The organism is Ferrovibrio sp. GW821-FHT12B10, assembly GCF_058807515.1.
Map to the genome: position 1 here is coordinate 222,741 of NZ_JBXAQT010000002.1, position 19,783 is coordinate 242,523.

General features: G+C 63.9%; 21 protein-coding genes and 1 riboswitch. Of the genes, 10 read left to right on the forward strand and 11 right to left on the reverse strand.

Annotation, left to right across the window (positions count from 1 at the left end; genetic code table 11):
* Positions 1–16: 16 nt before the first annotated feature.
* Positions 17–124: riboswitch (TPP riboswitch) on the forward strand.
* From AC1RRT_RS18790 to AC1RRT_RS18805, 4 genes are all read left to right on the forward strand, one after another.
* A complete protein-coding gene (locus AC1RRT_RS18790; RefSeq protein WP_493015415.1) occupies positions 117–848 on the forward strand; it encodes an ABC transporter ATP-binding protein in 732 nt (243 codons plus the stop codon). (Overlaps the previous riboswitch by 8 nt.)
* Entirely contained in the window at positions 845–1,633 is a 789-nt protein-coding gene (locus tag AC1RRT_RS18795; protein WP_493015416.1) for an ABC transporter permease, read from the forward strand. Before AC1RRT_RS18790 ends, AC1RRT_RS18795 begins: the two co-directional genes overlap by 4 nt.
* Positions 1,630–2,571 carry an ABC transporter substrate-binding protein gene (locus AC1RRT_RS18800; RefSeq protein ID WP_493015417.1) on the forward strand — a complete coding sequence of 314 codons (942 nt, stop codon included), beginning with the start codon at positions 1,630–1,632 and terminating at the stop codon, positions 2,569–2,571. Before AC1RRT_RS18795 ends, AC1RRT_RS18800 begins: the two co-directional genes overlap by 4 nt.
* Before the next feature lie 142 nt (positions 2,572–2,713).
* Positions 2,714–3,199 (forward strand): PAS domain-containing protein, encoded by a 486-nt coding sequence (locus AC1RRT_RS18805; RefSeq protein WP_493015418.1) that lies wholly within the window; start codon positions 2,714–2,716, stop codon positions 3,197–3,199.
* 59 nt (positions 3,200–3,258) lie between these two features.
* On the opposite strand, the gene AC1RRT_RS18810 is transcribed toward AC1RRT_RS18805, so the two are convergent.
* Together AC1RRT_RS18810 and AC1RRT_RS18815 are read right to left on the reverse strand one after the other, a co-directional pair.
* A complete protein-coding gene (locus AC1RRT_RS18810; protein WP_493015419.1) occupies positions 3,259–3,903 on the reverse strand; it encodes a cold-shock protein in 645 nt (214 codons plus the stop codon).
* Positions 3,904–4,025: 122 nt separating this feature from the next.
* The gene (locus AC1RRT_RS18815) at positions 4,026–4,706 is read right to left on the reverse strand and encodes a hypothetical protein (RefSeq protein ID WP_493015420.1); all 681 of its coding nucleotides are present in this window, start codon (positions 4,704–4,706) and stop codon (positions 4,026–4,028) included.
* A 194-nt stretch (positions 4,707–4,900) separates the two neighbouring features.
* Here AC1RRT_RS18815 and AC1RRT_RS18820 point away from each other — a divergent pair, with 194 nt between their 5' ends.
* The 5 genes from AC1RRT_RS18820 to AC1RRT_RS18840 all read left to right on the forward strand — a co-directional run bounded on the left by AC1RRT_RS18820 (position 4,901) and on the right by AC1RRT_RS18840 (position 10,434).
* Positions 4,901–5,521, forward strand: coding sequence for an SRPBCC family protein (locus AC1RRT_RS18820; protein ID WP_493015421.1), 621 nt, complete (start codon positions 4,901–4,903; stop codon positions 5,519–5,521).
* 108 nt (positions 5,522–5,629) lie between these two features.
* A complete protein-coding gene (locus AC1RRT_RS18825) occupies positions 5,630–6,100 on the forward strand; it encodes a (2Fe-2S)-binding protein (protein WP_493015422.1) in 471 nt (156 codons plus the stop codon).
* Between the two features lie 5 nt (positions 6,101–6,105).
* The gene (locus AC1RRT_RS18830) at positions 6,106–8,478 is read left to right on the forward strand and encodes a xanthine dehydrogenase family protein molybdopterin-binding subunit (RefSeq protein ID WP_493015423.1); all 2,373 of its coding nucleotides are present in this window, start codon (positions 6,106–6,108) and stop codon (positions 8,476–8,478) included.
* A 22-nt stretch (positions 8,479–8,500) separates the two neighbouring features.
* Positions 8,501–9,298: an FAD binding domain-containing protein gene (locus tag AC1RRT_RS18835; RefSeq protein WP_493015424.1), complete on the forward strand. Its 798-nt coding sequence runs from the start codon at positions 8,501–8,503 to the stop codon at positions 9,296–9,298.
* 80 nt (positions 9,299–9,378) lie between these two features.
* The gene (locus tag AC1RRT_RS18840) at positions 9,379–10,434 is read left to right on the forward strand and encodes an Ldh family oxidoreductase (RefSeq protein WP_493015425.1); all 1,056 of its coding nucleotides are present in this window, start codon (positions 9,379–9,381) and stop codon (positions 10,432–10,434) included.
* Here AC1RRT_RS18840 and AC1RRT_RS18845 read toward each other — a convergent pair whose 3' ends face one another.
* Both AC1RRT_RS18845 and AC1RRT_RS18850 read right to left on the reverse strand, forming a co-directional pair.
* Positions 10,435–11,319 carry a c-type cytochrome gene (locus AC1RRT_RS18845; protein WP_493015426.1) on the reverse strand — a complete coding sequence of 295 codons (885 nt, stop codon included), beginning with the start codon at positions 11,317–11,319 and terminating at the stop codon, positions 10,435–10,437. It abuts the gene before it with no gap.
* Positions 11,320–11,344: 25 nt separating this feature from the next.
* On the reverse strand, positions 11,345–12,133 hold the full coding sequence (locus AC1RRT_RS18850; protein WP_493015427.1) for an NAD(P)-dependent oxidoreductase: 789 nt from the start codon (positions 12,131–12,133) through the stop codon (positions 11,345–11,347).
* A gap of 90 nt (positions 12,134–12,223) precedes the next feature.
* On the opposite strand from AC1RRT_RS18850, the gene AC1RRT_RS18855 reads away from it, so the two are divergent.
* Entirely contained in the window at positions 12,224–12,874 is a 651-nt protein-coding gene (locus AC1RRT_RS18855) for a TetR/AcrR family transcriptional regulator (RefSeq protein ID WP_493015428.1), read from the forward strand.
* Here AC1RRT_RS18855 and AC1RRT_RS18860 read toward each other — a convergent pair.
* The 7 genes from AC1RRT_RS18860 to AC1RRT_RS18890 all read right to left on the reverse strand — a co-directional run bounded on the left by AC1RRT_RS18860 (position 12,861) and on the right by AC1RRT_RS18890 (position 19,603).
* Positions 12,861–13,217, reverse strand: coding sequence for a nitrile hydratase accessory protein (locus tag AC1RRT_RS18860; RefSeq protein WP_493015429.1), 357 nt, complete (start codon positions 13,215–13,217; stop codon positions 12,861–12,863). The two genes, AC1RRT_RS18855 and AC1RRT_RS18860, sit on opposite strands and share 14 nt — an antisense overlap.
* Entirely contained in the window at positions 13,214–13,876 is a 663-nt protein-coding gene (gene nthB / locus AC1RRT_RS18865; RefSeq protein ID WP_493015430.1) for a nitrile hydratase subunit beta, read from the reverse strand. The genes AC1RRT_RS18860 and nthB overlap by 4 nt, the downstream gene beginning before the upstream one ends.
* A complete protein-coding gene (gene nthA, locus AC1RRT_RS18870) occupies positions 13,873–14,517 on the reverse strand; it encodes a nitrile hydratase subunit alpha (RefSeq protein WP_493015431.1) in 645 nt (214 codons plus the stop codon). The genes nthB and nthA overlap by 4 nt, the downstream gene beginning before the upstream one ends.
* A gap of 12 nt (positions 14,518–14,529) precedes the next feature.
* Complete coding sequence (locus AC1RRT_RS18875) at positions 14,530–15,891, reverse strand: sensor histidine kinase (protein ID WP_493015432.1); 1,362 nt, start codon at positions 15,889–15,891, stop codon at positions 14,530–14,532.
* Positions 15,884–16,564: a response regulator transcription factor gene (locus tag AC1RRT_RS18880; protein ID WP_493015433.1), complete on the reverse strand. Its 681-nt coding sequence runs from the start codon at positions 16,562–16,564 to the stop codon at positions 15,884–15,886. The genes AC1RRT_RS18875 and AC1RRT_RS18880 overlap by 8 nt, the downstream gene beginning before the upstream one ends.
* A gap of 64 nt (positions 16,565–16,628) precedes the next feature.
* The gene (locus AC1RRT_RS18885) at positions 16,629–18,110 is read right to left on the reverse strand and encodes a DegQ family serine endoprotease (RefSeq protein WP_493015434.1); all 1,482 of its coding nucleotides are present in this window, start codon (positions 18,108–18,110) and stop codon (positions 16,629–16,631) included.
* 101 nt (positions 18,111–18,211) lie between these two features.
* Positions 18,212–19,603 carry a multicopper oxidase family protein gene (locus tag AC1RRT_RS18890; RefSeq protein WP_493015435.1) on the reverse strand — a complete coding sequence of 464 codons (1,392 nt, stop codon included), beginning with the start codon at positions 19,601–19,603 and terminating at the stop codon, positions 18,212–18,214.
* Positions 19,604–19,783: the final 180 nt, after the last annotated feature.

Genomic DNA, 19,783 nt, shown 5'->3' on the forward strand with positions numbered 1-19,783 from the left:
AGCCTATAATGCGGCCTTGCCTCTGAGGGGGAGCCGATGGGCGGCTGAGAGGTCCGGGTGAGCCGGACGACCCCTCGAACCTGATCCGGTTGATACCGGCGTAGGGATCAGCGGCCGTGACACTGCAGACCACCCTTCATGCCGCCACCGCTCTGCCTGCCCTGCATCTGGCCGGCAGCGGCTTTGCCTATGGCGCCCACACGGTGCTGGCACCGTTTGCGCTCGATATTGCCGCGGGCGAGACTGTCGCCATCCTGGGCCGCAGCGGCTGCGGCAAAAGCACCCTGCTGAAAATGATCGCCGGCCTGCTGCCTGGCATGTCGGCATCACTGGCCGGCCAGGTCGCCTGGATGGCGCAGCAGGACCTGCTGCTGCCCTGGGCCAGTATCCGCGAGAATGCCCTGCTGGGCATGCGCCTGCGCGGCGAAGCCCCCGATCATGCCCGCGCCGACGACCTGCTGCAGCGGTTGGGCTTGGCCGACTGGGGCGATGCCCTGCCAGCAAAACTATCCGGCGGCATGCGCCAGCGCGCGGCACTTGCCCGCACGCTGATGGAAGACCGCCCGTTGGTACTGATGGACGAACCTTTCTCCGGCCTCGACAGCATCACACGCGCTGCGATGCAGACCCTGGCGAGCAAGGAACTGGCCGGTCGCGCCGTCCTGCTGGTGACCCATGACCCGGCCGAGGCCTGCCGCATGGCCGACCGTATCTACCTTCTGGGCGGCCAACCTGCGCGCCTGCAGCCGGTGATCGAGCTGCCGCAGCCGAAGCCGCGCGATCCGCTGTCACAGGCCCTGCTGCCGGCCCTTCGCGCCGTGCAGGCCATGCTGGAGGCCAACGCATGATGGCCTGGCTGCGTCCGTTACTCACGCTGCTCGGTCTGGTCCTGCTCTGGCAGACCGTGGTCTGGCTGTTCGACCTGCCACCCTACATCCTGCCGCCGCCGCACAAGGTGGCGCAGGCCTTCGTGCAACGCGCCGATGTGTTGTTCAGCGAAGCGTTCGTCACGCTGGCCGAGATGCTGCTCGGACTGCTGTTCGGCGCCCTGCTCGGCGCGAGCGCGGCGCTTGGCCTTCTGGCTTCGGCAACGGCGCGGCGCTGGCTGCTGCCGCTGATCGTTGCCAGTCAGGCCGTGCCTGTCTTCGCGCTGGCGCCCCTGCTGGTACTCTGGTTCGGCTACGGCATGGCGTCCAAGATCGTGATGGCCATGCTGATCATCTTCTTCCCGGTCTCGGCGGCGCTCTACGACGGCCTGCGCCGCACCGATGCCGGCTGGCTCGACCTGGCGCGGGTCATGACCGGCGACGCGCCGCAGCATCGTCATCGCATCCTGCTGCACATTCGCCTGATGGCCGCATTACCGGCCTTTGCCAGTGGCTTGAAGATCGCTGCAGCCGTGGCGCCGATCGGCGCGGTGATCGGCGAATGGGTCGGGGCCAGCGCGGGGCTGGGGTTCCTGATGCTGCAGTCCAATGCCCGTGTCCAGACCGACCTGATGTTTGCGGCCCTGATCCTGCTCGCGCTTTGCGCGGTGGCGCTCTATGCCGCCATCGACTACCTCACCCGTCGCTTGCTGCCCTGGCAGGCCGACAGCCATGCCCAGCCTGTTGCTGAAGGAGTCTCCCGATGACCCGTCGTTACCTAGCCGCCATTGCTTTTACTGCAGCCCTGCTGCCTGGCATGGCCTCCGCCCATGACAAGCTCACCGTCCTGCTAGACTGGTTCGTCAACCCCGATCACGCGCCACTGGTGGTCGCCAAGCACACCGGCATTTTTGATCGCCATGAACTGCTGGTTGATCTGATCGCACCCGCCGATCCCAATGATCCGCCGAAGCTGGTCGCCGCCGGCAAGGCCGATGTCGCGATCTCATATCAGCCGCAGCTGCATGTGCAGGTGGCACAGGGCCTGCCGTTGCGCCGCATCGGCACCGTGGTGGCGACGCCACTGAATTCCCTGGTGGTGCTGCGCGACGGGCCGATCAAATCGGTGGCCGACCTCAAGGGCAAGAAGATCGGCTATTCGGTCGGTGGCTTCGAGGATGCGCTGCTGAAAAGCATGCTGGAACAATACGGTCTCAAGTTGACCGATGTGACGCTGGTGAATGTGAACTTCGCACTCTCGCCATCTATCTTCGCCGGCAAAGTCGATGCGACCATCGGTGCCTTCCGCAATTTCGAACTGAACCAGATGGACATCGCCGGCAAACCTGGCCGCGCTTTCTATCCCGAAGATTACGGCGTGCCGCTCTATGACGAACTCATCTTGGTCGCGCATAAAGATAAGCTGAAAGATGATCGCCTGAACCGCCTGCTCGATGCACTCGAGGAATCGGTCGCCTATCTGCACAACGAGCCGGAGAAAAGCTGGCAGGCTTTCATCAAGGAGAACAAGACGCTGGACGACGAACTGAACCGTCGCGCCTGGGCCGCCACCCTGCCCCGTTTTGCGCAGGCGCCGCGCGCGCTGGATGGCCGCCGGTACAGCCGATTTGCCGATTACATGGTTAAGCAGGGCCTGATCCCAAAGGCGCTGCCCGTCGCGGATTATGCAGTGGAATTGCGTTAATCCGTACCCTGTCCTAATGGGCGGATGCTCGCCAATGTGATCGCGCCCCCATCATCCACATGCTACTGTTCCGCAAAAGGCGTGGGAGGAGCAGTGCATGCGGAACCCGAATTACGCCGATCTGCATCCACGGTTTTCTTGGATGCGCGATTATCTGAATACGGTCGCACCGCCCGGCCTTCTGCCTGGACGACAGCATATCGATCCGGTGGCGCTGCGCTCTATTCTGCCCTTCGTCAACCTTGTCGATGTCGAGCGTGGCGAAGATGGCGTGCTGCGGTTTCGCTACCGCCTGATAGGCACCCTGCAGACCACGGCAGCCGGCCGCGAGATCAGTGGAAAATATCTGGAAGACGCGGTCGCTCCAGCCTTTGCCGAGCGCATTCGCGCCAACATGACCGCCGTGGTGAAAACGGGAAGGCCGGTCTATGACCGCTTTCCCATGCCCTATGAAGATCGCGATTTCATCGACAGCGAACGTGTTTATTTCCCGCTGGCCGGCGATGGCCGGGCCGTCGACAAACTGCTGATCCTGAATTTCTATCCGGACGATGAAAACGACCGGCCGCCGCAGGAAACTTCAAAGTCTGCACGGCTGCGGCCGTTGCCGCCCTATACCCGGCCTTGAACGAAAAACGCCGGCGCAGATGACTGCGCCGGCGTTCAGACGACAGGTTGCAGCCTGTCTCAGTCCATACGGATTTCGGCGACCTGCGGACCCTTGGGGCCCTGGCCGACGCGCACACGGACCGACTGGCCCGGCTGCAATTCATTGATACCTTCGCGGCGCAGCACTTCCATATGCACGAAGATGTCCTGGTCGCCCTCGCCACGCGAGACAAAGCCATAGCCCTTCACGGCATTGAACCACTTCACCTTGGCCTCGAAGAAGTCGCCCTGGGCCGTCACCGAGGGGAAACGCGGACCGCCCCGATCAGCACCAAAACCACCACGGGGGCCGCCTCGATCACCGAAACGATCACCGCCTCCGAAGCCACGGTCATCGCCGCCAAAACGTGATGGGCGCGGCGGACGCGGACCGCGGTCGCCAAAAGCGCCACCGCCGCCGCCCGAAGGCGCGGCTGTGCTGGTATCGACCGAAAGCACGCGGACTGCCTGCATACCCTTGGGTCGCTTTGCGACCTCAAGCAGCAAGGTGGAGCCTTCTTCAATGCTTTCGTAACCGGCCTGCCGCAGGCAGGAGAGATGCAGAAACACATCGCCGGAATTGTCGTCAGGACTGACGAAACCAAATCCCTTGACGGCGTTGAACCACTTGACCTTGCCGGAAATCTTGACGATTTCGGCGTCGCCGAAGCCCCCTTGATCCACTCTTTTGACCCTTCATTAGCCCCACTACGCCCCAAAGCGTAACACCTTTTACGGGCGCTGCCAAAACGATTCTAACAAGGCTTGCGGAGGGTTAGCACCCTCTACGAAGGTCTCACGAAGGGTCAGATCGTGGGGCCTTCGACGCGGCGTTTCGGACGCCAGCGGGTGACGGAACGACCGTCGGCGGTGAAGCGAACTTCCTGGCTGTCCGGCGGTGCGGCGCGCAGGTGATTGGCGGCTTCGGCGACCGAGGCGGTGCGGCCGCCCTGCCCGGGAGCCGGCCCCTTGACCGGCTGACCGCGCATCGCCTTGGACAGCGGATGTTGCGGCAAGCTACCGAAAGCATGCTCGGCAATCTTGGCCTGGACGGCCTCTTCGAAGGGGGGCAGTTCGACCGGACGTTCGCGACGTCCGCCGCCGGCCGGAGCCAGGCCGGGCGCGTTGATGCGGGGCGTGGAGGTCTTCACCGCACTGCGGTGATTCTCGACCGCGATTTCGCTGCCGGGGCCGTTCTCCTGCGCCTTGCGCCAGGCGGGATCGCCGATCACAAGTTTGTGCAGCGCAACCGCGGGCAGGATGCCGAAGCGTTTCCAGAAGGCATCCAGGAAGGCTTCCGAAGTTTCACTCAGATTGGGGGTCCAGGGGTTCTCGATGCCGGCCTGGAAGACCAGGTCCAGCGTAGGCTCCACCGGGCCGTCGTCGCCGACCAGGAAGGTCGCGGGCATCAGCTTGGCACCCTCGCGGGCAATCGCGTAATGGGCCTGTGCGAGGTAGAGCAGCCAGCGAAGCTTGGGCAAAGACATGGCGATCCGTTCCGATGCCGCCCTTTCGAGGAGCCAGAAACTGACGTCAATACCGGACCGTGTCGCGGGGACCATGTGTACCCCTTTACCTCAAACAGACCTGAACCTAGTTATGCCCAAGCTAGGGGGCTAATCTTAACAGGACGTGAATCGATTTCCCCACTCAATTCCTGTTGTGCTTTGGAGTTTTTGCCATGGACCTGACCGGCGAACAGCTGATACCCGCCCCCCGCCAGACCGTATGGGACGCCCTTTACGACCCCGAAGTCCTGCGCCAGTGCATCACCGGCTGCGAAACCGTCACCAAGACCTCGGAGACCGAGTTTGAGGCTAGCGTCCAGGTCAAGGTGGGACCGGTGAAGGCCCGCTTCAAGGGCAAGGTATCGCTGAACGATCTCAATCCGCCCAACAGCTGCACGCTCAGCGGCGAGGCCCAGGGCGGCGTGGCCGCCGGCTTCGGCAAGGGCAGCGCCAAGATTGAGCTCACCGATGCCGACCCCGGTGTCACCCGGCTGACATACAACGTCAACGCACAGGTCGGCGGCAAGCTCGCCCAGATCGGTGCCCGCCTGATCGATGGCGTGGCCGCCAAAATGGCTGATGAGTTCTTCGCCAAGTTCAATCAGATCGTGGCCGCCCCAGGTGCCGCCGCAACTGCGCAGGCAGCCCAGGATCTTGCCGCGGCCGCGCCCATTGCTGCACCTGCTGCATCGCAAACTGGCAAGCCGGTAACCGGCGGGATACCAAGCTGGCTGTGGATCGGCGGCCTGATCGTCGTTGTATGTGCCGCAACGGCATTGGCACTGCGCAACTGATTCAATCCGCTTTTGCAACTTGACGCCCCTTGCGCGTTGCGCCCAAAGTTACAGGGTGTAGCGCGCGATATGCCCCAACACTTCTCCGCGCTCCATGGGAGGAAATCCATGACCATCTCCGTGACGATCACCGTCAACGGCCAGCCGGTGACACGCGACGTTGAACCCCGCACCCTGCTAGTGCAGTTCCTGCGCGAACATCTTGAACTGACCGGCACGCATGTCGGCTGCGATACCAGCCAGTGCGGCGCCTGCGTCGTCCATATCGACGGCAACAGCGTGAAGTCCTGCACCATCCTGGCGGCGCAGGCGCAGAATGCCAAAGTTACCACGATCGAAGGGCTGGCGCAGGACGGCAAGCTGCATCCGATGCAGGAAGCCTTCCGCGAGCATCACGCCCTGCAGTGCGGATTCTGCACGCCAGGCATGATCATGAGTGCCATCGATCTGGTGAAGCGCAATCCGACTCCGAGCGAAGAAACGGTGCGCCACGAGCTGGAAGGCAATCTCTGCCGCTGCACCGGCTACCACAACATCGTCAAGGCCGTGATGGCCGGGGCTCAAGCAATGCGAGGGTAAGCATCATGACGAACCAGGGCATTGGTCAATCAGTCCGTCGCAAGGAAGATTTCCGCTTCATTACGGGTCAGGGCCACTATACCGATGACATCAATCGCCCTGGTCAGTTGTATGCGTCCTTCCTGCGCTCGCCGCACGCTTTCGCGAAAATAAAATCGATCGACACGGCGACCGCGCGGGCCATGCCCGGTGTCGTCGCTGTCTATACCGGCAAGGATGTGGCGGCCGACAAGATCGGCGGCCTGATCTGCGGATGGACCGTCAAAGATAAAAAGGGCGAGCCGCACAAGGCGCCGCGCCACGACATCATCGCCATAGAGCATGTCCGCCATGTCGGCGACCAGGTCGCGGTGGTTATCGCCAGAACCTATGCCCAGGCCCGCGACGCCGCCGAGATGATCGAGGTGGATTACGACGTGCTGACGCCGGTCGTCGATGTGGTGAGCGCGTTGAAGACAGGCGCGCCGCAGGTCCATGCCGATGCGCCAGGCAATCTCTGCTACGACTGGGAATTCGGCGACAAGGCCAGCACCGAGCAGGCATTCGCCAAAGCCGCGCATGTCACCAAACTGGAACTGATCAACAACCGCCTCTCGCCCAATCCGATGGAGCCACGCAGCGCCATCGGTGAGTACGACCCTGGCACCGACACCACGACGGTCTACACGACCTCACAGAATCCGCATGTCATCCGGCTGATCCTCTGCGCCTTCGTGCTAGGCCTGCCAGAAAACAAGGTGCGCGTGATCGCCCCTGATGTCGGCGGAGGCTTCGGTTCCAAGATTTTCAACTATGCCGAAGAAACCGTCTGTGTCTGGGCGGCCCGCAAGCTGAAGAAACCGGTGAAATGGACCTCGGACCGCACCGAGGCCTTCCTCACCGATGCCCATGGCCGCGACCATGTCACCCATGCCGAACTGGCAATGGACAAGGACGGCAAGTTCTTAGGATTGCGTGTCGCCACCATGGCGAATATGGGCGCGTACCTGTCCACTTTCGCGTCAGCCGTGCCGACCTATCTCTATGCCCTGCTGCTGGCCGGGCAGTACACCACGCCGGCGGTCTATGCCGAGGTGAAAGCCGTCTTCACCAACACCACGCCGGTCGACGCCTATCGCGGCGCCGGTCGCCCGGAAGCCACCTATGTGGTCGAACGTCTGGTCGAGGCTGCCGCACGCGAGCTGAAGCTCGATCCGGCCGAAATCCGCAAGCGCAACTTCGTGCCGGTCGATGCCTTCCCTTATCAGACACCCGTCGCCTGCGTCTATGACAGCGGCCAGTATGCCAAGGCGCTGGATGAGGCAATGAAGCTTGCCGACTATGCCGGCTTCGCCAAACGCAAGGCCGAGAGCGCCCGTAAAGGCAAGCTGCGCGGCATCGGCCTCTGCGCTTATATCGAGGCCTGCGGCATCGCGCCGTCGGCCGTGGTCGGCTCGCTTGGCGCCGGCGTCGGCCTCTGGGAGTCGGCCCAGATCCGATTCAACGCCACCGGCACCGTCTTCGTCTATACCGGCTCGCACAGCCATGGCCAGGGCCATGAAACCACCTTTGCCCAAGTGGTGTCGGACAAGCTCGGCGTGCCGCTGGAGAGCATCGAAGTCGTGCATGGCGACACCGCGCTGGTGCCGATGGGCATGGGCACCTATGGCTCGCGCTCGCTCGCCGTCGGCGGCTCCGCCATCGTGCGTGCCACCGACAAGATCATCGAGAAGGGCAAGAAGATCGCCGCCCATCTGATGGAAGCCTCGGCCGACGATGTCGTCTTCGAGAACGGCAACTTCACCGTCAAAGGCACCGACAAGCAGGTGCCGATGGCGCAGGTGGCTTTCACTGCCTATGTGCCGCATAACTACCCTGCCGATCTGGAGCCGGGTCTGGAGGCCAGCGCCTTCTACGACCCGGCAAACTTCACCTTCCCTGCTGGCGTGCATATCGCCGAAGTGGAAATCGACAGCGACACCGGCGTCACCACGCTGGTGAACTGGTCGGCTGTCGATGACTTCGGCAATGTCATCAATCCGATGATCGTCGAGGGTCAGGTGCATGGCGGCATCGCCCAGGGTGTGGGCCAGGCCTTGCTGGAGGGCGTGGTCTATGATCCCAAAAGCGGCCAGTTGCTCACCGCCTCGTTCAACGATTACTGCATGCCGCGCGCCGATGACCTGCCCTCCTACAAAGTCGGCATGATCCAGACGCCCTGCCCGCATAATCCGCTGGGTGTGAAGGGCTGTGGCGAGGCTGGCGCAATTGCTGCACCTGCCGCACTGATGAATGCCATCACCGACGCGCTCGGCACCGAGAAGATTGACATGCCGGCAACCCCGCAGAAGGTGTGGCGGGTGATTCAGAGCAACAACCTCGCCGCAGCGGCGGAATAAAAGTTCAAACGGAGAAGCCACCATGTATGCGTTCAACTACCACCGTCCGACCTCGCTGGCCGATGCCGCCAAGCTGCTTGGCGGTGCCGACGACGGCAAACTGCTGGCCGGCGGCCAGACCCTGCTGCCGACCCTGAAGAACCGTCTGGCACAGCCGTCCGATCTGGTCGACCTGACCGGCATCGCCGAATTGAAGGGGCTGTCTGTTTCAGGCAACACGGTCACCATCGGCGCCGTTACCAAACATGGCGCGGTGGCCAGTTCGGCCGAGGTGAAGAAGGCCATTCCGGCCCTGGCCCATCTTGCGGGCCTGATCGGCGATCCCGCCGTGCGCAACATGGGCACCATTGGCGGCTCGGTCGCCAACAACGACCCGGCGGCTGATTATCCGGCGGCGTTGGTGGCACTGGGCGCGACCGTTCATACCTCCAAGCGCAAGATCGCCGCCGATGACTTCTTCACCGGCCTGTTCGAGACCGCGCTGGAAGATGGCGAGATCATCACCAAGATCGAATTCCCCACGGCCAAACGCGCTGGCTACGAGAAGTTCCGCAATCCTGCCTCGCGCTATGCCATGGTCGGCGTCTTCGTGGCCGAGACGGCGAATGGCATCCGTGTCGCCGTCACTGGCGCCGGCCCCTGCGTCTTCCGCCACAAGGAGATGGAGGCCGCGCTCTCCAAGTCCTTCTCCCCCGATGCGCTGAAGGGCATCAAGACCGATCCCAAGACGATGAACAGCGACATTCATGGCAGCGGCGAATACCGCGCCCATCTGGTTGGTGTGGTCGCCAAGCGCGCCGTGCAGAACGCACTCGGCTGATCGCCTTTCTCCTTTACAAACGGCGCGCCTCAACAGCGCGCCGTTTTCTTTTACGCAAAAAAATATCAAGGAAACGTCCTGTGACAGACCGTCATTCCGCTGCCGCCCTCATCGCCTTTGCCACCAGCCTGCTCGGCAAGGCTGGCCTCGACGCCGACAAGGCCGCCACCACGGCGCAGATCCTGGTCGAGGGTGACCTGATGGGCCACAGCACCCATGGCCTGCAGCTCCTGGGGCAGTATCTGGGCGAGATCGAGGCTGGCCGCATGACCAGAACCGGCGAGCCCGGCGTGATCGCCGAACGACCGGCGACGCTCACCTGGGATGGCCGCTACCTGCCAGGCCCCTGGCTGGTGCTGAAAGCGGTCGATGCCGCAATCGCCCGCGCGAAGACCTATGGCACCGGCACGGTGGTGATCAACCATTCCCATCACATCGCCTGCCTGGCCGCCTATCCGCTGCGCGCCATTGAGCAGGGCATGGCATTGCTGCTGGCAAGCTCAGACCCCGCCAGCGGCTCGGTTGCGCCCTTCGGCGCCATCGCCGGACGCTACACACCCAATCCGATCGCCGGCGGCTGGCCGGTGAAGGACAGCGATCCGGTGATCTTCGATGTCAGCGCCTCCACCACGACGAACGGCATGGTGGCGCGGCTCAACCGTACGGGCGGCAGGCTCGGCGGCCCCTGGCTGATCGACAACCAGGGTAATGCCACCGATGACCCCAAGAGCTTCACGACCACGCCGCCGGGCGCGGTGCTGCCGCTGGGCGGCATCGACCTCGGCCACAAGGGCTTTGCGCTCGGCCTGCTGGTCGAGATGCTGACCAGTTCGCTGGCCGGCTCCGGTCGCGCCATCGGCTCCAAGCAGTGGGGCGCGCGCGTTTTCGTGCAGGTGATCGATCCCGCAGCCTTCGGCGGGCTGGACGCCTTCACCACCGAAACCGGCTGGCTGGCCGAAGCCTGTCGCTCGGCGCCGGTGAAGCCCGGCAACCCGCCGGTACGCATGCCAGGTGAACGCGGGCTGAAGCTGCGCCGTCAGCAGCAGGCTGAGGGCGTGACCCTGCATCCAGAGATCATGCCCGGCCTGAAGCCCTGGGCCGAGAAACTGGGCGTGCCGCTGCCCGCAACCCTCTGACTATTTGCCGGCTGCAGGTAGACTCGCGAAATAGGCATACATCGCGGCGATCTCGTCGTCGTTCAGTTCCTTGAGGGAGTCGAATGGCATCACCTTGATCGCCGTGCCGTCGGGGCGCAGGCCGCTGCGCAGCATGGCGGCGAACATGGCCGTGCTCTTGTAGTTCTGCATTGCGCCGCCACGAACAGCCGTCAGGTTGGCCGCCGGTGGCCAGTCCGGCGGACCTCCCGGAATCTTGCCGCCGGTGAAGCTCTCGCCATGGCAGCCCATGCACATCGCCGCCACATAGGCGCCCTGCGCAATGATGCCAGCATCCGGAATTGTCGGCGGCCGGCTGTGATCGATCTTCTCGGCTGCATCCCGCACGATGCCAACGGCATAGGCAAAGCGTACCGGCAGCGGCAGTCGAATCTCGCGCTCCACGCCATCGACCGCCGGCAGGCTGCGGATATAGGCGATCATCGACCCGAGGTCTTCGTCGCTCAGCCGCGCATAGTCTTCGCTCGGCATGATCAGCAGCGGCTTGCCCTGCGGCCCGACGCCATGACGGATGCTGCGTACCCAGTCGAGATCACTGTAGCCGGCTGCGATGCCCGCCTTGCCAGCGGTCAGGTTGGGCCCGCGCACCACCAGCGCGCCATCGTCGATGAAGGTGCGGCCAGCGCCATCAGTGCCATGGCAATCGGTACAGCCGCGTGAGTCATAGAGATACTTGCCGCGGGCCAACGCTGCCGCATCGGTAGGGATGGCCACAGGCGACGGCTTGATTGCGACGATCCGGTTCATCCGCCGCTCGCTGCCGAGCTGAGCATAGAGCGCGGCCGCACCGGCCAGCACGGCCAGGCCACCGATGGTTCCGACGGCAATCTTGAAGATTTTACGCATGGTCTCTCTGCCGGTTCTTATAGGACTAGCTGTTGGGACCGCGCTGGCCGGGCGTCCAGCCCGACTTGCGGCCGCGTTCGTTGCGCGGCAGTGCCACGCCGACCCGGTGGCGGCTGAAGTGATCGCCGGGCGCAAGATGGGTCATCATGATATCGGCGACATCCTCGTAGCTGACGATCAGTCCGGGCAGCCCGCGCTTCATCGCCAAAGACAGCGCAATCGACGGGACCCAGCCCGCCCAGGCGCCGATATCAAGCGGCGAGATATCGGTGGTGGTACGCAGATCGCCGCGCGGCTGGCCATCAGCGGCAGCGACCATCGGACCGGGGCATATCAGCGCCCAGTCATGTTTCGCCGCCTGCAGGCGGCGCCAGTTGGTTTCATGGGTCTTGTAGATGGCCGGCACGCCCGGCAGGTCGACGCCCAGACGGCTGGTATGCGGCACCGTCAGCACGGCGGCGCCGGCCACCATCCACAGTCGCGCCGATGGCGGCAGATATCGGTCGGCCGCGCTGACGACCGTGTCAAACAGCGTGACAAAATCCTGTCCTTCCGTGGCATGGCCAGCGGCGTTGACCAGCGCGTCCTGGCCAGCCATCGCCGCACCCAGCACAGCGGAATCCCGCACGTCACCCTCCGCGATCCGCACCCCGGCAGGCGGCGCGCCGCCCCAGTGTGCGGCAAAACGGTCGGCGCTGCGCACGAAGGCGGTGACCTCATGCCCACAGGCCAGACCGCGGGCGACCAGCCGGCGGCCAAGGTTGCCGGTGGCCCCGATGACGATGACCTTGCGGCGCGGGGAATCTTCAGTCATGACGCGGTTGCCCTCGCTGGAATATTCCGTATCATTAATGAGGCAAACCTCATTTATGAGAGTTGCCTCAATTATGAGGATGATCTCAGTTTGTCAACACGAAAACCTCCGGCGCGCAAACCCGCCGCCCTGCCCAAGCGCGAACGCACCCGGCGCCTGCTCACACAGGCGGCGGTAAAAGTGTTTGCCGCCAAAGGCATAGAGGCCGCCAGCATCCAGCAGATCGCCGAGGCCGCCGGGGTCGCCAATGGCACCTTCTACAACTACTTCCAGACCAAGGAAGAGATCATGGAAGCCGCCGCGGTGGCGATCGGCATTGAGTATTGTGAGCGAATCGACACCAGCTCGCGCCAGATCGCCGATGCGGCCGAGCGCATGGCCATCGGCGGCAAGCACTACATGATGCTGGCCATTGAACAACCTGAACTGGCCAGCTTCATGATGGTCGTTGCCGTGGCCTCACCGGCCTGGGACGCGCAGATCCGCCCCTATATCTATGCTGACCTGCAGCGAGGCATCAAACAGAAGCGCTTCCATGTCGCCAGCAAGGAAGCCGCCATGGATATGATCACCGGCACCAATTACGCCGCCATCCACAGCATCCTGCGCGGCCAGGCCGGCAAGCCTTATGTCAATCTTACGGCCGCCACCATCCTGCGCGGTTTAGGGATGGCACCGAAGGATGCCGATGAAATAGCCAAGCGGCCGTTGCCGCCGCTACCGCCGCTTAAGGAAGACTGATCGGCTGGCCGTGCGGCGTGGCGCGCGCGGCCCGATCCCAGGCCGCCGCCTTGTCCTGCAGCGCTGCCGGTGTGGCCGCACCCTTCTCCACCGCCAGACGCTCGAGCGCGTTCAGCCAGTGCCGATAGTAGGTGCTGCCGGTATCGGGATCGCCAGCCGCCTGCGCCGCCTTGATTTCGGCCGTCAGAGTCGCCGCCCATTCCGGCCAGGTGAACAGTCCCTGCTTATGCAGAGCTACGGCCATGGCGAAAGCCTGCGCCTCCCAAGGCGCACTGAACACAGGCGCGGCCGTGTCGTCACAGGGCAGATCAGGCAGCAGCTCTTTCAGGCCGGCAGTGGTCATGCCGGCTCCAGATAACTGTCCCAGGCATCGACCGACACCGAGTGATGCGGATCGCCCTGCGGCCCCCAGAGTTCGGTCGCTGCGAAGCGCACGGTATAGAGCCACTGCGGCGCCTCGCCTTTGCCGGTCGCATTGCTGTCGGGGAAGACATGCACGCCATGCAGCAATTCAACAGTCCCGACATGGCCGCGCACATACCGCGGCAGCCGCGTATGCCCCGCCGGATGCATGTTCTTCGCCCGCACGCGATCACCGACCTTGAAACGGGCCGGCAGGTCATTCGGCCGTTCGGTCGGGCCTCCCTTGGCCAGAACCGCCGGCACGATATCCGCAGTCAGGACGCGCGACAGCTTTTTCGGCGGCGCCAGAACGCGGCCGGCCTCGATCTCCTCGGCCGTGATCATGCCCCGCTCGATCATCAGCTTCTCGATGCCGGCGAGCCAGATCTGGTAATAGGTCTTGGACAGGTATTCCGGCGGCGGCAGGCTCTCCCGCGCCGAGCGCGACATGTCGATATTCCACTGCCCGGTCGCACCGACTGCCAGCGTCAGGGCCAGAACGCGCTTTTCCCACTCGGCATGGAATTTCGGCTCATGCTCGCCTTCGTGGCGCACCGGGCCAAAACCCATCACGCCGCCCATATCAGCCGCGCCGTTCATGCTGTCGGCTCTTTCGCCAGGCCGGTGCCGATCATGCTGTCGCGGGTGACCAGCGTGGCGAGCTTTTCCTCGCTCCAGCCTTCGGTGCCTTTCGGCCGCTCGGGCAGCACGAGATATCGCACTTCAGCCGTGGAGTCCCAGACCTTGATCTGCTTGTCGGCTGGCAGCGTGACGCCGAAATCCTTCAATACGCCGCGCGGATCTATCACGGCGCGCGAGCGATACGGTGCTGACTTATACCAGACCGGCGGCAGGCCCAGCACCGGCCATGGATAGCAGGAGCAGAGCGTGCAGACGACCATGTTATGGGTCTTCGGCGTGTTCTCGACCGCTATCATATGTTCGCCCTGTCGGCCGACATAGCCGAGCGACTGGATCGCCGCACTCGCGTCTTTCATGAGCCAGTCATGATAGGCCGGATCGCTCCAGGCCTTGGCCACCACATGCGCACCGTTATGCGGCCCGACCTTGGTCTCGTAAGTCTCGATCAGCAGGTCGAGCGCGGCCGGATCGACATAGCCCTTCTCGACCAGCACGCTTTCCAGCGCGCGCACCCGCAGCTCGACATCGCTGAGCACGGTGCCGTGCTCGTGATCATGGTCATGATGATGGTGGTCGTGCCCGTGATGATCGTGTCCCATGGCCGAAGTCTATCAAGCCGGGGCCGGCAGTGCCAAGACCGCATGCAGCCCCGGATTGCCTCCTTCCAATCTCAGATCTCCACCATGCAGGCGGGCCACGGCGTCGACCAGGCTGAGTCCCAGCCCCACGCCCTCGGCATGCCGGCTGGCATCGCCGCGATAAAACCGCTGTTTCACCCGCTCGAGATCGGCCGCCGGGATGCCCGGTCCGGTATCGGACACCACGATGCGAACACCGCCATCAGCATCTTGCTGCGCTGCAAGACGAATACGGCCGCCGGACGGCGTATATTTGACGGCATTGTCCAGCAGGTTGCCCACCGCCTGGGCCAGCAGCAGCCGGTCGCCCGTCACGGTCAGGCCGGGCGCAGCCTCGAAAGCAAATGCCAACCCCCGCGCTTCCGCTGCCGGTGCATACAGCTCGCCAGCATCTTCCAGCAGCGTTGGCACATCGACCGGCGCGAAGCCGGCGCGCCGCAGGCCGCTGTCCAGCTCCGCCAGCCGCAGCAGCGCATTGAACACGCCGATCAGCCGATCGATATCGGCAATCGAGGCGGCAATGCCATCCAGTACCGCCTCCGACCGTTCAGGCCGCCGCAGCAAGTCTTCCAGCCGGGCGCGCGCCTCGGCCAACGGCGTGCGCAGGTCATGGGCAATGGCATTAGAGACATTGCGCACGCCCTCGATCAGTTGCTGGATCTGGTCCAGCATGCGATTCAGAGTCAGCGTAAGCTGGTCGAACTCGTCATCGGTGTCGCGCTGGGGAATGCGATGCGCGAGATCGCCTTGAACAATCGCGGTGGCCGTGCGGTTGATACCTTCGATCCGGCGCAAGACGGTGCGGCGGATCAGCCAGCCGCCCAGCAGAGCCAGAGCGAAGACCGCCAGACCGGCCCAGATCAGACTGCCGAGGAACAGGTTGCGGATATCGACGCGGTCCTGCACGTCGCGGCCGACCAGTAGCTGGTAGTTCCCCGGCAGCACCACATGCAGCAGCCGAGTGGCATGCAGGCGGTCGCGATGCACCAGCTCAATCTCGTACCACCCCGCCGCCGCGCCGACTTTCAGCGGCCAGGCCCCGACATTGCCGCCCAGCGGCCGCAACTGCGGGTCGGTCAGCAGATAGATCGCCTTGCGATCGGCATCGGCGGCGATACGCTCGTTCATCAGCTGCACTGCACCCGGCAGCCCGAAGACCTGCAGGCGATCACCGATGGCGCGCGTATCGGCCACGATCACCGCATCGGATTCACGGTCCAGATATCCGGTGGTGTTCCACCAAAGCAGCCCGGTCAGCAGCAGCGAGGCGACAACGAACAGCGCGGCAAAGACGAGTGCCAGCCGGAGCGAGGTCGAGCGGAAGACCTTAAGCATCACCCAGCCTGTAGCCGGCGCCGCGTACTGTGTGCAATAGTGGCCGCTCGAAACCGGCATCAATCTTCTGGCGCAGATTGCTGATATGCACGTCGATCACATTGGTTTGGGGATCGAAGTGATAATCCCAGACATTCTCCAGCAGCATGGTGCGGGTGACCACCTGCCCGGCATGACGAATCAGATACTCCAGCAGCTTGAACTCACGCGGCTTGAGCGTGATCGGCTTGCCGCTCCGCGTCACCTTGCGGCTGAGCAGGTCAAGGCTGAGATCGCCTGCGGTCAGCACGGTCTCGGTCGAATTGCCGCCCTGAGAGCGGCGCGTCAGGGCAAACAGCCGCGCCTCCAGTTCGCCAAACGAGAACGGCTTGGTCAGGTAATCGTCGCCGCCAGCTTTCAGGCCCCGGATACGCTCATCCACATCGGCCAGCGCGCTCAGGATCAGGATCGGCACCGTGCTGCCGGTGCGCCGCAAACTCTCGATGATCCCTAAACCATCAATGCCGCCGGGCAGCATGCGATCGAGGATGATCGCATCGTAGGATTCACTGCTGGCGAGAAACAGGCCATCGCGACCATTATCGGCATGGTCGACGGTATGGCCCGATTCCGCCAGTCCCTTGCGGATGAATTGGGAAACCTGCGGATTGTCTTCGACGAGCAGGAATTTCATGGCTATCAAAAAGTGTAAGCCGGAGCGGTCATCCCGCTCCGGCCCCAGGAAATGCTCTTGGGCCTTATGCGAGCTGCAGAGCCAGATAATAGGTTGTGCCGTTGCGCATGACCAGCAGGGTCACCGCCTCCTTCTTGTCATGCTGGGCGGTCTTGATTGCCTCGACGGCCTGGGCCGGGGTCGCCACTTTACGGCCGGCCACATCGACAATGATGTCACCCGGCTGCACGCCACTCTCCTCGGCCTTGCTATCGGAGGCCACCTCGGCCACCACCACGCCCTTGGCGCCGGCCTCGATGCCGAGACGGTTGCGCAGTTCCGGCGTCAGCGGGGCTAGGCTCAGGCCCACCTTGCCTTCTTCGTTGCCGCCCTCATTCAGGGCGGCGGTCTGGTCGGCCGGCTGGGCGCCGACCGTCACGGACAAAGTTTTATCCTTGCCGTCGCGCCAGACCGTCAGCTTCGCGGTGTCGCCGGCCTTGATCGCGGCCACCTGGGTGGCGAGGTCACGGGCGTCGCGAATGGCCCGGCCGTTCAGCGCGGTGACCACGTCGCCCTGCTTCAGGCCGGCCTTGGCCGCCGGGGCATCGGGCTGCACCTCGCTGACCAGCACGCCTTCGGTGCCTTTACGGCCTACCGCCTTGGCCAGGTTTTCGGTCAGCGGCTGCATGCTGACGCCGAGCCAACCACGCTCCACCCTGCCACTCGTCTGCAGCTGGGCGACCACGGTGCTGGCCAGGTTGGCCGGCACGCCGAAGCCGATCCCGATACTGCCGCCGTTGGGCGAATAGATCGCGGTCGAGATGCCGATCACCCGGCCGGTGGCGTCGAAGATCGGGCCGCCGGAATTGCCCGGATTGATCGGAGCATCGATCTGGATGAAGTTGTCGTACGGCCCGTTGTTCAGGTTGCGGCCGCGCGCCGAAACGATGCCGGCGGTGACGCTGCCGCCCAGGCCAAAGGGATTGCCCACAGCTACGACCCAGTCGCCGATGCGCGCCTTGTCGCTGTCGCCAAAGGCCACATAGGGCAGCGGCGTCTTGCTCTCGATCTTCAGCAGCGCCACATCGGTTTTCGGGTCGCGGCCCTTCACCACGGCAGGATGCTCGCTGCCGTCCTCCAGGGTCACCACGATCTTGGCGGCGTCCTCGATGACATGGTTGTTTGTGACGATATAGCCAGTCGAATCGATGATGAAACCCGAGCCCAGCGCATGGGCAGGCCCCTTGCGACGCTGGCCGCCCTGCTGCTCCATGAACTGACGGAAGAACTCCTCCATCGAGCCGGGCTGCATCTGCTGCCGACCGGCCGCTTTCGTATCGACCTTTTCCGTGGTGGCGATATTCACCACGGCCGGCTTCACCTTCTCGACCAGATCGGCAAAGCCCGGACGGGCGGCGCTCACCATCGGCTGCTCGGCCGGGGCTACGGTGATGGGCGCATCGCTGGCAGCAAAGGCGCGGGCGACGAGATAACCGCCGCCACCGGACAACACGGTGCTGGCCAGCAGGACGGCGGCGATTGTACGCTTGATACGGGTGATCTTCATGGGGTGGCTCCTTATGAGCGGGGAAAACTCTCCCCTGCAACATAGGAAGCCGCGGCTCTACCGCACCTGAACGCTGGATTAATTCGGCTTAATGTTCGGGCTCAGGTGACCCGGAAGTAACCCATCATGCCGGTCTCCTGGTGCTCGATGATATGGCAGTGGAACATCCAGTCACCGGGTTCGCCGGCCACGAAAGCAATGCGGACGCGTTCCTGAGGGCGAACCAGAACCGTGTCGGCCCAATGGGCCGGCAGATCGCGCTCCGATGAACTGAGTACCCGAAAAGTATGACCATGCAGATGCATGGGATGCTGATGCGGCGTGCCATTGAAAAGTTCGGCGACATAGCTCTTGCCGCTTTTCAGCTCGAACAGCGGCGGCGATTTTTTGTCATGCGTGCTCCCTGGCCAGGACTGGCGATTGATCGACCAGAAGACCTTCTGGGTCAGGCAGAGATCATCGACGCTCATGCCCGTTTGCTTGGCCCAGGCTTCGATGGCGGGATCGGCATGGCCAGCCAGAAGCTGCACATCCAGCTTGGTCGCCGCCTTCAGGTCTGGCTGCGGCAATTCAGCCGGCGGCAGCCGCAGGGCGGCCTTGGTGCTGCGCAGGGCATCGCCCGCGGTGACGATCTTCGCCAATGGGCGCGGCCGGGTGCTGAACACATCCTCAAGCACGATTTCGGCGCCAGGCTTCTCCGGCGCGATGAAGCCAATATCGGCGCGCATCGCCGGGCCGAGCCGCCAGCCATTCAGCGCGAAGGGCTGCTCGCAGGCATTGCCGTCGGTGGCGATCACCTGCGCGGACGCCACACCACGCAGAGACAGCTGTGGGATGCGCGTGGGATCCACATTGAGGATGCGCAACCGCACCCGGGCACCGGGCCTGACTGTGACGGTCGGGGTTACCTCGCCGTTCACGGTCCGCAGATCGCCGAAGCTGCCGGCGCGCCCGGCGCCGGCATCGGTCGTGAAGGCGTCAAAGCCGCCGTCATGCTTGACCCGCCAGTCCTTGAGCACCAGCACATGCTCGACATCGAACAGGCCCCGATCGCGCGGATCGTCGACGATCAACACGCCAGCCAGGCCACGGCCCAGCGCCTCGGCCGTGTTGCAATGGGGGTGGAAGAAGAAAGTGCCGGGATCGGGCGGCGAGAATTCGTAAGTGAAGCGTTCGCCCGACTTCACCGGATCCTGCGTGAAATACGGTACGCCATCCATCTTGTAGGGCACACGCACGCCATGCCAGTGGATCGTGCTGTGCTCCGCCAACTGATTATGAAACTCAGCCCTGAACAGCTCGCCGCGCTTGGCACGCAGAACCAGTGGAAACTTTTCGTTGTAGAGCCAGAGATCGGATGGGCCCACGGCCGTCGGCAAGGTCTGCGCCTTCACCGAGGCGGTGATCCGCACCGGATCGCCGGCCGCGAGAGCGACGCGCGGCAGCAGAAACGCAGCGCCACCCGCCAGCATGATCTCCCGCCTCGTCAACATACTCGTTACTCCGATCCCGCTTGCTTCACTGAACCAACCACGCGACTATGCTGGTTATATATCGCTCATAGTCAGTCCTTGCCGTGATCCGGTCAATCCGATCGGACCTAGGCAAAATGGCGCAGCGATAAAAAGCAGTCCGGATGCTCCGATGTTCCGCACAATAATCATAAAAACCGG